The 13,205-nt window shown below is 63.1% G+C and carries 10 protein-coding genes; 9 read left to right on the plus strand and 1 reads right to left on the minus strand.

What is annotated here, in order from left to right; genetic code table 11:
- Positions 1 to 10: 10 nt before the first annotated feature.
- The 6 genes from K8R92_04815 (at position 11) to K8R92_04840 (ending at position 8,031) form a co-directional block, all read left to right on the plus strand.
- Positions 11 to 802, plus strand: coding sequence for a citryl-CoA lyase (locus K8R92_04815; protein MCE9619211.1), 792 nt, complete (start codon positions 11 to 13; stop codon positions 800 to 802).
- A 21-nt stretch (positions 803 to 823) separates the two neighbouring features.
- Positions 824 to 1,423, plus strand: coding sequence for an HD domain-containing protein (locus K8R92_04820; GenBank protein MCE9619212.1), 600 nt, complete (start codon positions 824 to 826; stop codon positions 1,421 to 1,423).
- A gap of 273 nt (positions 1,424 to 1,696) precedes the next feature.
- Complete coding sequence (locus K8R92_04825; GenBank protein ID MCE9619213.1) at positions 1,697 to 3,139, plus strand: hypothetical protein; 1,443 nt, start codon at positions 1,697 to 1,699, stop codon at positions 3,137 to 3,139.
- 143 nt (positions 3,140 to 3,282) lie between these two features.
- Positions 3,283 to 5,271 (plus strand): homoaconitase, encoded by a 1,989-nt coding sequence (gene lysF / locus K8R92_04830; GenBank protein ID MCE9619214.1) that lies wholly within the window; start codon positions 3,283 to 3,285, stop codon positions 5,269 to 5,271.
- Between the two features lie 94 nt (positions 5,272 to 5,365).
- The gene (locus tag K8R92_04835) at positions 5,366 to 6,520 is read left to right on the plus strand and encodes an isocitrate/isopropylmalate dehydrogenase family protein (protein ID MCE9619215.1); all 1,155 of its coding nucleotides are present in this window, start codon (positions 5,366 to 5,368) and stop codon (positions 6,518 to 6,520) included.
- Positions 6,521 to 6,582: 62 nt separating this feature from the next.
- Positions 6,583 to 8,031: an MmgE/PrpD family protein gene (locus K8R92_04840; protein ID MCE9619216.1), complete on the plus strand. Its 1,449-nt coding sequence runs from the start codon at positions 6,583 to 6,585 to the stop codon at positions 8,029 to 8,031.
- Positions 8,032 to 8,098: 67 nt separating this feature from the next.
- Here the strand turns inward: K8R92_04840 and K8R92_04845 are convergent, their stop codons facing one another.
- Positions 8,099 to 8,362: a hypothetical protein gene (locus tag K8R92_04845; protein MCE9619217.1), complete on the minus strand. Its 264-nt coding sequence runs from the start codon at positions 8,360 to 8,362 to the stop codon at positions 8,099 to 8,101.
- 197 nt (positions 8,363 to 8,559) lie between these two features.
- On the opposite strand from K8R92_04845, the gene K8R92_04850 reads away from it, so the two are divergent.
- The 3 genes from K8R92_04850 to K8R92_04860 are packed head-to-tail and all read left to right on the plus strand — an operon-like array spanning position 8,560 to position 13,196.
- The gene (locus tag K8R92_04850; GenBank protein MCE9619218.1) at positions 8,560 to 9,255 is read left to right on the plus strand and encodes a hypothetical protein; all 696 of its coding nucleotides are present in this window, start codon (positions 8,560 to 8,562) and stop codon (positions 9,253 to 9,255) included.
- Between the two features lie 34 nt (positions 9,256 to 9,289).
- On the plus strand, positions 9,290 to 10,768 hold the full coding sequence (locus K8R92_04855) for an FAD binding domain-containing protein (protein ID MCE9619219.1): 1,479 nt from the start codon (positions 9,290 to 9,292) through the stop codon (positions 10,766 to 10,768).
- Complete coding sequence (locus K8R92_04860; GenBank protein MCE9619220.1) at positions 10,761 to 13,196, plus strand: molybdopterin-dependent oxidoreductase; 2,436 nt, start codon at positions 10,761 to 10,763, stop codon at positions 13,194 to 13,196. The genes K8R92_04855 and K8R92_04860 overlap by 8 nt, the downstream gene beginning before the upstream one ends.
- Positions 13,197 to 13,205: the final 9 nt, after the last annotated feature.

Genomic DNA, 13,205 nt, shown 5'->3' on the forward strand with positions numbered 1-13,205 from the left:
GCGGAGCCTGATGAGCGAAACCGACAAAAACGCGGTGTGGAACACGGCGGTGACGCGGATCGAGCCCAACAAGGTCGCGGTGCGCGGCTACGACATCGCCGACCTCATGGGGCGGGCCTCCTTTGGTGCCGCGGTGCACTTGATTCTGACCGGGGAGCTTCCCAAGCCTGTCATCGCGAAGCTGATGGACGCAGTGCTGGTTGCCTCGATCGATCACGGTGCCACGCCACCGAGCGCGCTGGCAGCGCGGACCGTGGCCTCAACGGGAGCCTCGCTGAGCGCCGCAGTTGCAGCCGGCATCATGTCGATCAACCGGCACCATGGCGGCGCCATCGAGGATTGCGCCCGACAGTTGAAGGTGATCGCCGACCGCGCCAAAAGCGAGTCAATTTCGATGGACGAAGCGGCGACGCGCACGCTGGCCACGATGAAGGAGGCGGGAGACCGGATGCCGGGGTTCGGCCATCGCTACCACACCAAGGATCCGCGCACGGCAAGGCTTTTCGAGCTGGCCCGCGAGGCAGGCGTGGATGGAGCGCACATGCAGGCGGCGCGGGCGGTCGAGAAATCCTTCGCCGACGCCAAGAAGCCGCTGCCGATCAACGTGGATGGGGCCATCGGGGCCATTCTCGCCGATCTTGGCATGGATCCCGCGGCGTTCAACGGCATTTTCATGATCGCGCGGACGCCGGGGCTGGTGGCGCATGTCATCGAAGAGCAGACCCGCGAGAAGCCGATGCGCCGGATCGACCCGGTCAACCACGGCTACGACGGGCCCGCCCCGAGAAACCTTCCCGCGTAAATTAGAATCGACATGACCACCATGACCACAACACAACGGACCACCCACGGCGTCGCCGAGATCGCCCAGCTCTTTCCCAGCTTGATGAAGATCAGCGACAAGGCGCTGCGCGAGAAGGTGGCCGCCGTGTGGAACGAGGCCATCGCCACGGGGTGCGGCGGCAAGGGCTGGACCTTCGACGAGCTCCGCGCCGTCAAGTTCACGCTGCTCGCCGGCGACATCGACATGACCTTCGTCGAGCACCTGAACTCCTGCGCGCTGCAGTGCATCGCCATCGCGGATGTGCTTGAAGGCTCCTTCCGCTGCGGCATTCCGATCCAGCGGGACTTCCTCATCGCCGGCGCGCTGCTGGCCGACTGCGGCAAGCCGCTGGAGTTCGACAAGGACGCCTCGGGCAAGGTGGTGCAGGGAGTTTTCGGACAGCAGGTGCGGCATCCCTTCACCGGGGTCGCGCTGGCGTACAAGCACGGACTGCCCGGCGAGGTGATGCACATCATCGCCACGCACAGCCACGAAGGCGACAAGATGGAGCGCTCGATCGAGTCGATCATTTTCCATCACGCCGATTTCGTGGACTTTGACATCGCCAAGTTCCTGGGCAAGCGCGCGATACAGAAATAAAATGTGGGCCGCTCGCACATTTGAGTAACGGAGTTCATGCAGCCGTCGACCCCAAAGTTGTCCGAATCCCCAGAGTTCAAGAGCTGGGCTGCAAACGCGGCAAAACGCATTGTCCAATGCCTAATTGAGGAGTATTGCGAAGATAGTTTCGACCTCGGATTGCATGAACATCCGCGGTTTGATTTGCATCAAACTCCAAAGCGACCGGCGCGAGCCCGATTCGTTGTTCGACTTTTGGCGGCACACTCAGAGGCCTGGCAAGAATGCACGCGTATGGCCGAGTGGTGCAACAATTACGCGAGTTCAAGCAGGTTTGAGCGCAGGGATTTGCAAGATGCAGTCCGTGATATTGTCGTGCCTCTATCAGAGTTGTCAGAATTACTGCAGCATTGCTCAAAAGGAGTAAATGGCCAAACACCAGTGCGGCCGCCATCTAGTGTGCTGGAGACTTGTGCACGACGCGTTGAAGAAGTCCTGCATGAAGAAGTGCCAATCGTTCTGGCAGCCATGAGCCTCGCCGAAGAAAACTATTTTCCCGTTCGTCAAAGGCAAAATTCAGTTCCTACACTCGTTCTGCCGAGCGAGGACAGGGACATCGTGCTGGTGAGGCATGAGAATATTGCGTTGCTGAGTGAGAATCCAAGGTCAGGGTTGCGAGTCCGTTCGGCTGTGGAGGAAACGGAGACTCATGGAACGCCGTTGCACGAAGTAACGCTAACGGTGCAGGTATGGGGTGCACCAAACTATGCGCAAACGATCGGGACAGATGCCTGCAACATAGTCGAGGGCGCACTATCGGCATATGTTGCCGCCTACTTGCTCGAACCCGAATGCTTTGGCTCGGTGCGCGATACGCTCGCCCCGGTGCATCAGGACTCGAATGCCAAGTCCCCTGCAGGGGGGAAGTCGGCGTCTAGTCCGAGCCTAAGCTCAATGAACTGGAAAATTCACTTCAACAATTCGCGTAACAAAGCCTGGCGGACCAGTACGCCTCGTTTTGACGCCAGCACAGTGAAGGCGACCATCGAAGCCGGCTTACAGGGAATTGGGTCACGCGACGATCCGCCGAGAATTACCAGAGCTCTTCGACTACATGCTCTGGCAACTAGAAGCAAAGATTCTCAAGAGGCGATGCTGGCGTTCAATGTGGCGGCTCTTGAAGCACTGTTCGCCGACAGCGAGAGGAAAATTGGCAAGCAATTGCGCCAACGCATCGGCGCACTAATTGCGACGCATGTCTCTGAAGTGCAGGAGGACTCAAATGCGGAAGCCGTCCCTAGCAATCCGCAAGATGAAAAAACTGTGCGCACTAATTATCGCAAGGTGCGCGACACGGTTTATTGCTTGTACGGGCAAAGATCGTGCTTGGCGCACGGAGGTCACATTGATCAATACAAGTTGAAACAGTCTGCATCGATTGCCAATTTCCTGTCCGGCTATGCCATTCTCGCATGGGGCTATTGGCTGCGGCGGCAACAGCGGCAGTGTGAGGTGAAGCCTGAGGTAATTGCAATGAAGGATTCCGAAGGCCAAATTCTTAAGGCTCTGGACACAAGGGCAAACGCTTTGAAGGGTTCGGACAGCATTAAGAGTTCTGATCTGGACTTTGTTGACACGGCGGGTCCGATTCAACCTCTTCCGTTTGGCTGGCCGGGGGTTCTCTGGGCAAGGGAGTTTCAAGACGGTTTGAATGATATTTTGCGACGTCTCTCCTGAAGACAGACTTCATGATGTTCTTGGGCAAAGGTCTGGGCAGAAAATGCAATCTGTGAGCACAAGCGACAGTAAGGCTCTGTGATAATCAGAGTAATGCGCCAGTGATGTAATGCGGCGAAACATCGTGTGCTAAGGTAGACCGCATGGGTCTCACGCTCGTCGAGAAGATCGCCGCACGCCATGCCGACGGGCTCGCCGCGGGAGCTCTTGTTCGAGCGGGCGATTTCATTTCCATCCGGCCGCGCCACGTCATGACCCATGACAACACCGGCGCGGTGATTCCAAAGTTCAAGCAGATCGGCGCCACCACGATCGCGGATTCCGCACAGCCGGTGTTCACCATCGATCACGACATCCAGAACGTCACGCCGGAAAATCTGGGCAAGTACGCCAAGATCCAGGCCTTTGCCCGCGAGCACGGCATCGATTTCTACCCGCCGGGCACGGGCATTTCGCACCAAGTGATGGTGGAGCAGGGCTATGTTGCACCAGGCGCGCTGGTGGTGGGCAGCGATTCGCACTCCAATCTTTACGGCGCGGTGGCGGCGCTGGGAACGCCCGTGGTGCGCACCGACGCCGCGAGCATCTGGGCCACCGGAGTCACCTGGTGGCAGGTTCCCGCGGTGGCCAAGGTGGTGCTCAAGGGAAAACTCTCGGCGGGGGTGACCGGCAAGGACGTCATCATCGCTCTGTGCGGCCTCTTCAACAAAGACGAGGTGCTCAACCACGCCGTGGAATTTTTGGGAGATGGCGTGGCGCGGCTCTCGATGGATGCGCGCATGACCATCGCCAACATGACCACCGAGTGGGGCGCGCTGGCGGGGCTCTTTCCCTTTGATCAGGTGACCGTGAACTATCTGCGTTCGCGCGTGGGTGAGTTCACCAACCTTCGTCGCCCGGGAACGCGCGGCCCGAAGAGTCGATCGGGCTACAGCAATGCCGACATCGATGCGTGGTGGAAGGATCGGGCCAATCTCAGCGCCGACGCCGACGCGCACTACGCCATCGAGCTGGAGCTCGACCTGGCCACGGTGGTGCCGCATGTCTCCGGACCCAACGAAGTGAAGACCATGGTGTCGCTGCCGGAAATGCAGCGGAAGCACGTGCCGATTCAGAAGGCCTATCTGTTGTCGTGCGTCAATGCGCGGGTGGAAGACTTGCACGACGCCGCGACCGTGGTGCGCGCCAAGGGCGGGCGCGTGGCCGCAGGGGTCGAATTTTATCTGGCCGCTGCCAGCGCTGAAGTGCAGGGCAAGAGCGAAGCCGCGGGCGATTGGAAAGCACTTTTGGACGCAGGCGCCATTGCCTTGCCGCCAGGCTGCGGAACCTGCATCGGACTGGGCCGCGGACTTGTTGGCAAGGGGGAGACGGCGATCAGCGCCACCAACCGAAACTTCAAGGGGCGCATGGGCGACCCCGACGCGCAGGTCTACCTGGGTTCGCCCGCCGTGGTGGCGGCGAGCGCCATGGCGGGATTCATCTGCGCTCCCCAGAATTTCGCGGACCGCGCCGCAGGAACCTCGGTGCGCCGCGCCGCGGGCCGGCCGCCCGAAGCGCGGACGGTGGAGATCATCGCCGGCTTTCCGCCGAGTGTGCGCGGCCGCGTCCTCTTCGTCGACAAGGACAACTTGAACACCGACGGCATCTACGCCGGCAAGCACACCTACCGCGACGACCTCACCCACGAGCAGATGGCCGCGGTGACCTTCGAGAATTTTGACCCGAACTTCAACACGCTCTATCGCGCTGGCGACATCGTGGTGGGAGGGCTGAACTTCGGGACCGGATCGAGCCGCGAGCAGGCGGCCACCGCCCTCAAGTTCAAGGGCATTCCCTGCGTCATCGCCAGCAGTTTCTCCGAAACCTACAAGCGCAACGCCTTCAACAACGGCTTCGTGGTTTTCGAGTGCCCTGAGCTGGTGGCGCATCTTCGCGCCACGCTGACCAACCGCGCGCCCACCACGGCGGCGGCCGAGATGACCATCGACTACGGCAAGTCCAAGCTGACTCTGGACGGGAAAACCTTCGCCTTTCCGCCGCTGAGCCCGGCGGCGCAGGAATTGATCGTCGCGGGGGGCGCCGAGAATCTGGTGGCAGCTCGGCTGAAGGCGAAGCCGCAAAAGACCGCGTAAATCCGTGGGGCCATGCGCTCCGCATCGATGCATCGTCGGGCCTGTATTCTTCCCGCTCTTCAAGTCCGAATCCCTATCCAAGGAAGAAAGCTCAATGTCCAAATACAAGATTGCGTGGATGCCCGGCGACGGAGTTGGCAACGATGTCATGGAGGGGGCCCGGCTGGTGCTGGACCGGATGAAGTTTGACGCCGAGTACATCCACTGCGACATCGGCTGGGAATTCTGGTGCAAGGAGGGCAACGCGCTGCCTGACCGGACCGTGAAGGCGCTCGCCGACACCACCTGCGGTCTCTTTGGCGCCATCACCAGCAAGCCGCAGGACGAGGCCAAGGAGGAGTTGATCCCCGAGCTCAAGGGCAAGGGGTTGGTTTATTTCTCGCCGATTGTCAAGCTGCGCCAGATGTTCAACCTGCACACCAACATGCGGCCTTGCAAGAGCTACCCCGGCAATCCGCTGAACTACCGCGGCACCAAGATCGCCAACCCGGGTGGCGGCGATGTCGCGATCGACCAGGTGGTCTTCCGCGAGAACACCGAGGGCATGTATGGCGGCGTGGAGTTCTTCCCGCTGCCCGAGCCGGTCTACACCGCGCTCTGCGCCAACCCCAAGATGAAGCCTTGGAAGGACAAGGGGCTGGAGAATGTCGCCCTCTCCACCCGCATCGTGAGCAAGCAGGGCTGCACCAGCATCTGCAAGCAGGCCTTCGAGTTTGCCAAGAAGACGGGCCGCAAGCGCGTCACGCTGATCGAGAAGCCCAACGTGCTGCGCGAGACCGGCGGACTGATGACCCGCTGCTTCCGCGAAGTGGCCAAGGGCTACGCGGGCATCTGGGCCGACGAGGCGAACATCGACGCCATCTGCATGTGGATGTTCAAGAATCCGCAGGACTACTCGGTGCTGGTGGCGGAGAACATGTTCGGCGACATCGTGAGCGATCTCTGCGCCGGCCTGATCGGCGGCCTGGGCTTCGCGCCCAGCGCCAACTTGGGCGACAAGTATGCGGTGTTCGAGCCGACGCACGGGTCGGCTCCGAAATACGCGGGCCAATACAAGGTGAATCCCATCGCCATGCTCCTGACCACCAAGATGATGCTGGACTGGCTCAAGGAGACCGAGAAGGCGACGCGCCTGGAGGCGGCCATCGCGAAGGTGATCGCCGAGGGGCGCGTGCGCACCTACGACATGGGCGGCAAGGATTCCACGCTCGACATGGCCAAGGCGGTCGCCGAGAAGGCGACGGCCTGAGCCCCGTCCTCGATCGCGCCGAACTGAATCCACTTCACCTCTCGCCACACCACGGAGTCCACATGGCACACGCAACCACCGAGTCCAAGCGTCTTCTCTCGCACACCATCGCCGAGTGGGCCTGCTCGCTCAAGTACGAACACCTCTCCCCGGAGGCGATTCAGGCGGCGAAGCTGTTCTGGTTCGACTCCATCGGCTGCGCGCTGGGCGGCAGCCGCCAGGACGACGCGAAGATCCTGCTCAAGCACTACCGCACCATGGGTGGCGGCAAGGGCGGCGCCACAGCGTTCGTCAGCGGCTTCAAGACCAATCCCGTCGACGCGGCATTTTTGAACGGGCACATGATCCGCGCCATGGATTACAACGACATCTACTGGAAGGCCGACCCCTGCCATCCAAGCGACCTCATCGCGGCGCCGCTGGCACTGTGCGAGAGCGAGGGACTGGGCGGCCGGGAGCTGATCCTTGCCACCATCATCGCCTATGAGATCGAGATGCGATTGTGCGAAGTGGGCCGCCCCGGCGTGCGCGAGTACGGCTGGCACCACGCCACGCTGAGCGCGTTCGCGGCGCCGATCGCGGCGGGCCGGGTGCTGAATCTCACTCCGGCGCAGATGGTGTCCGCCATGGGCATCAGCGCGTCGCGAACGTTCTGCCCTGGCGCCGTGACGGCGGGCAAGTTGACCAACATGAAAAACACGGTGGATCCCTGGGCGGGACGCATGGGCGCCGAAAGTGCGCTGCTGGCCCGCGGCGGATTCTCCGGCCCCGAGCACATTATCGATGGCAAGGAGGGCCTCTTCGCGGTGTTCAACCACGTTCAATACAAGGGGAATCCCGCCACCTTCGACGGCGCGGCCTTGGTCGCGGACCTTCCGACTTCAACCAAGTGTCACTACCGCATCCTGGACTGCGGCATGAAGAGCTTTCCCATCGAGGCACTGAGCCACGCGCCGCTCACCGCCATGATGAAGACGATCAAGGAGCACGGTCTCCGCGCCGCCGACGTGAAGGAGATCAAGGTGGAGGTGATCGCCCGTGCCGCCGACATCCTGGGCGATCCGCACAAGTACCGGCCCGATTCGAAGGAGACCGCCGACCACTCGTTGCCCTACTGCATGGCGGTGGGCCTGGTGGATGGCATGGTGACCCCGCTGCAATTCCGCGAGGAGCGCGTCATGGACAAGGCGCTGCAGCCGATCATGGACAAGGTGAAGGTGGTGGCCAACCAGGAGTTCGAGGCGCTCTTTCCCAAGTTCCAGCCCAGCCGCGTGACCATCACCACCAACGGCGGCGCGTCGCACTCCACGCGAGTTGACGTGCCCAAGGGCGACCCGCGCGACCCGATGACCGAGGAGGAGATCGGCGTGAAGTTCACCGCGCTGGGCGGCGAGGTCATCGGCGAGGATCAATGCAAGAAACTGCGGAAGTGCATCATGGGCCTAGACTCCGCCAAGTCGCTCGGCGCCTTGTTCGAGCTGACCACGGCGCGCGAAGCGCAGCACGCGTAGTGCCACGGGACCCCCGCACTCGCCCTCACCCCGAGGCGAGGCGATTCAATCCGAGGAAAGCTCCGCTTCAGTTTTTGGCGGGAGCGCGATGGCCGCTCTTCGACTTGGCGTGCTTGCCGTGCTTGGCCTTGCCCTTGTGCTTGCCCTTGTGCTTGGCCTTGGCGTGCTTGCCCTTGGCATGATGACCCTTGGCATGATGGCCTGCCGACTTGGCGGCATGGTGCGTCGGCGAGGGATTCACGACTGAAATGTCTCCGGTGTCCGCGGTGGCTGAGGCGCCCAGGGCGAGCACGGCGATCAGGGGGAGAACGAGATAACGGTTGATTCGCATGGTCCAATTCCTTGATAAGGCTCCCGCTGCAAGGCTTTGATCCTGCGCACGAGAGTGAAAACATATCGGATTGATGAATGCGCCGGGATCACTTTCTATTGCATCCATCATCGCAAATCATGCGATGACGGGGAGGATGTAGGCTCTGGTCGCGTCGAGTGCGGCAAGCCGAGTTCGGTCCATCCAGCGGAGTGTCCATGTCCAGAGGAATCCTTTCGATCTATTGGGGCGATGAGTCGAAGCTGCCCGTCGAGCGATTGAAGACTTCGGTTCGCAAATTCCACCCTGAGCTTCCCCACGAAATTATCAAGATCGACGCCCCGGCCGGGGACGACTCCAGCCTGGTTCGCAAGGCCGCCATGTTCGACCTGTCGCCCTTCGACGAGACTTTGTATCTGGACATCGACACGGTGGTCCAGGGCAACCTGAATTTCGGCTTTGAAAAAGCCGCGATCTTCGGCATGGCCATCGCGCTGAACGAGTGCCCCTGGGCGCGGCGCTACCACCGAATCTTCGAGGGTGACCAGATTGAATACAACACCGGCGTGATCTTCTTCACGAAGAAGGCCGCCCCGGTCTTTTCCAAGTGGCGTGAGCTGGCGCCGGTGACTGACTCCTCGCTCATGGTGGTGCGCGACGGGAAGCCGCACATGATGAAGGCCAACGACCAGGGATCGTTCGCGCTGGCCATCGAGCAGACCGGGTTCAATCCCTTCGTGCTGCCGATGAACTGGAACTTCCGGCCGATGTGGCACAAGAGCTTTTTCGGTCCGATCAAGATCTGGCACGACGCCTCGCCGGTGCCGCCGATCATCGAGCGGATCAACAGCGACAACTCGATGAAGGGCGCGGTCATCCAGTACTTCCAGGCCGGCACGCCTCCGCGAGCGTGACATGCGGCGCGCGCCGCTGCTAAAATCCATGCTGATGCGTGACTTCGCCCTGATCTACCTCAACGGAGTGCGACGGGAGATCCGCGGGCGGGAGGCGCTGATGATGCTCGCCGAATGGCTCCGCAAGGAGGCGGGCATGACGGGAACCAAGATCGTCTGCGCGGAAGGAGACTGCGGCTCCTGCACGGTGCTGCGCGCGTTTCCGGCGCCCGGCGCGAAGGAGGGCGCGGTCGCGCCGCAACTCGAGTTCGAGGCGATGAACTCCTGCATCGCCACCGTGGCCCAGATGGACGGCTCGCACATCGTCACGGTGGAGGGCATGGCCTGCGGCGGCGAGCTCTCGCCGGCGCAGTCGGCGATGCAGAAGTGCCACGCCTCGCAGTGCGGCTACTGCACGCCGGGATTCGTGATGGCCATGAGCGGCATGCTGGAGAAGCACGACCGCGCGGACGCCCGGACGGCCGCCAACTACCTGACCGGAAATCTCTGCCGCTGCACGGGGTACTCGACCATCGTCGAGGCGGCCGTGACGGTGCGGGCCACCGAGAGGCATTCGGTGGCGCGGCGATACTCCGATCCCGCCGCGATCCGGGACGCGCTGGAAACCACGAAGCGGCCGATGCGGATCGAGCATGGCGGCGTGAAACTCTTCGCGCCGGTGAAATTGCGCGATGCCGCGGCCTTCGCGGGACTCGAGCCGGAGTGCAAAGTGCTCGGCGCCGCCACCGATCTTGGCGTTCCGATCAACAAGGGCAAGCCGATGCCCCGGACGCTGCTGAGCCTGCATCTGGTGCCGGAGCTCTACGAGGCGAAGACCGCGCGCCGCGGGATCACGGTGGGGGCGCGGGTGACGCTGGCGCAATTGCGGCGTCTGAGCGAGAAGTCGGCACCGGAGTTCGCGCGCTTCCTGAACCTCTTTGCGTCGCCGCAGATCAAGAACGTGGCCACGCTGGCGGGCAACATCGCCAACGCTTCACCCATCGGCGACACGCTTCCCTTTCTGCTGATCGCGGGCGGGACCATTCATGTCGTGGGCCGGCCCGGCGGCAAGGGGCCGCTGAAGAAGCGATCGATTGCCATGACCGAGCTCTACCTCGGCTACAAGAAATTGTCGCTGCAACCCGGCGAGATCATCACGCATGTCACTTTCGACTGCGGCTCGGACCACGAGGTGTTGCGCCTCTACAAGGTCTCGCAGCGCAAGGACCTGGACATCAGCGCCATCAGCGGAGCCTTTGCCCTGGTGCTCGGTGGTCGGCGCGGGAAGCAGACCGCGCCGATGGTCGCGTCGGCGCGCATCGCCTACGGCGGCGTCGCCGCGACTCCCATTCGCGTGCCGCAGGCCGAGGAAGCGCTGGTGGGCGAGCTCACCGAGCAGAAGGTGGAGGAGGTGGCGCGATTGATCGCCGGCTCCATCAAGCCGCTCTCCGATGTGCGCGGCAGCGCCGCCTATCGGCGCGTGACGGCCGCCAACTTGTTCCGCCGCTACGGGCATGAGGTGCTGCATGGATAGGCCCGCCCACCCAGCCGCGGCGATCCTCCCGGATCCCGGATCGGCGCCGCACGACTCCTCGTCGACGCATGTCACCGGCCAGTCGGAGTATGTCGACGACCGTCCGATGGTCAAGGGCGAGCTGCACTGCGGATTGGTCTACAGCCCCTTCGCGCATGCGAGAGTGAAGAAGCTGAACTGCGCGCGGGCGCTGAAGGTGCCGGGAGTGATCTGCGCCGTCACCGCCGCCGATGTCGTGCACAACGTCTGGGGCATGATCTTCCAGGATCAACCCATCATCGCCGCCGGCGAGACGAACTTTGCCGGCGAAGTGGTGGCGGTGCTGGGCGCCGAAAGCAGGGAGGCGCTGGCGCAGGGAATGGCCGCGGTCGAGGTCGAGTGGGAGAAGTTGCCTGCCATCCGCTCGATCGACCAAGCGGTGGCGAAGGAGAACTTCATCGGAAGCGAGCGCTCCGTCTGCCAGGGGGACGCGCGGTCTGCGCTGGCGAAGTCGCCGCACCGGCTCGCGGGCACACTGGTGATCGAGGGCGCCGACCACTTCTACCTGGAGAGCCAGGCCGCGGTCGTCTATCCGCGCGAGGAGGGGCAGCTTGAGGTCCACTCCTCGACGCAGCATCCGACCGAGACGCAGCGCGTGGTCGCGGATGCGTGCGGCCTGCGCCTCAGCGACGTGGTGTGCGTGGCGCGGCGATTGGGCGGCGGCTTCGGCGGCAAGGAGTCGCAAGCCTCGCCGATCGCGGCTTACGCGGCGCTGATCGCAAAGAAGAGCGGCCGCCCGGCCCGACTTGCCCTCTCCAAAGACGATGACATGATCATCACGGGAAAGCGGAATCCCTTTAAGATTCGCTACGAATGCGGCTTCGACGGGCAGGGGAAAATTCTGGCCCTCGACGCCACGCTTCACTCCGATGGCGGCGCCTACGCGGATCTCTCGACGGCGATCATGGAACGGGCGTTGCTGCACTGCGACAATGCCTATTCGATTGCCGACATGCACGTGCGGGGCAGGGTCTGCCGCACCCACTTCCATCCGCACACGGCCTTTCGCGGCTTCGGCGGGCCCAAGGGAGTGGCTCTGATCGAGTCGATCATCGAGGACATTGCCCGCGTGACCGGCCGCGACGCGCTGGATGTTCGCAAGCTGAACTGCTACGGGCCGGGTCAGGACATGACGCACTATGGGCAGCGCGTGGAGAACAACCAGTTGCCGGCGCTTTTCGAGAAGCTCGAAGCGGAGTGCGACTACCGGAAGCGCCGTCGCGAAGTGGCCGCGTGGAACGCCGACCGCACGGTCAATCCGCACGGGCATCCGCGCGGGCTTTCCCTGACGGCGGTGAAGTTCGGCATCGCCTTCACCACGCGCTTCCTTAACCAAGGCAACGCGCTGGTCAACCTGCACGTGGACGGCACGGTGCAAGTCTCGACCGGCGCCGTGGAGATGGGCCAGGGGGTGAACTCGCGCATCGCCGCGATCGTGGCCGAGCAGTTCGGATTGCCGCTGGCCTCGGTGCGCGTCATGCCGACCTCGACCGAGAAGAACGCCAACACCTCGCCCACCGCAGCCAGCGCCGGCACCGACATCAACGGCGCCGCGGCGATGATGGCCTGCGAATCCATCAAGCGGCGCCTTTCGGCGCTGGCCATCGCGCTGCGGGGCATTCCGCGCGAATCGTGGGCGGACAAGACCGCGGGCCTGGGCACTCAGCCGGAAGTGTCCGTCGGCGCGGGGAGAGATTCCGACGGCGAAGATGGACAGCGCGTGGAGTTCACGAACGGACAGGTCGTCGTCGGCGTGAAGGACAACGCCCCGTTCAAGATCGGATTCGCCGAGCTGGTGCGCGAGGCCTACCTCAACCGCATTTCCGTGAGCGACTACGGCCATTACCGAATGCCGCACCTGGGCTTCGACAAGGTCAAGGGCAAGGGCCGCGCGTTTCTCTACTTCACGCAGGGAGTCGCCGCGAGCGAGGTGGAGCTCGATCGCTACACCGGCGAGATCAAGGTGCGACGCGTGGACATCCTGATGGACATGGGTCGCCCTGTGAATCACGCCCTCGACCTGGGACAGGTGGTGGGAGGTTTCTCGCAAGGCATGGGCTGGCTCACCACCGAGCACCTGGTCTACAGCGACGACGGACTGCTGCTCTCGCATTCGCCCAGCACCTACAAGATTCCCAGCGTGCAGGACACGCCGCGCATCCTCAACGCCAACCTGATCTTCAACGAAGGCAACACCGACAATGTGCGGGCGACCAAGGCCTCGGGCGAGCCGCCGCTGCTGCTGGCGATCTCGGTGTGGACTGCGGTGCGCGACGCCATCATGTCCCGCCGTGCGGCCGTGGTTCCCCTGGCGATTCCGGCCACGGCGGAGCGCGTGCTGCGAGGTCTCTCGCCGGAATCCTTCGCAGCCTGGGAAGCGGCCAAGTGAATACAGCTT

The organism is Planctomycetota bacterium (assembly GCA_021414025.1).
Classification (GTDB): Bacteria; Planctomycetota; Phycisphaerae; order Phycisphaerales; family SM1A02; genus SYAC01.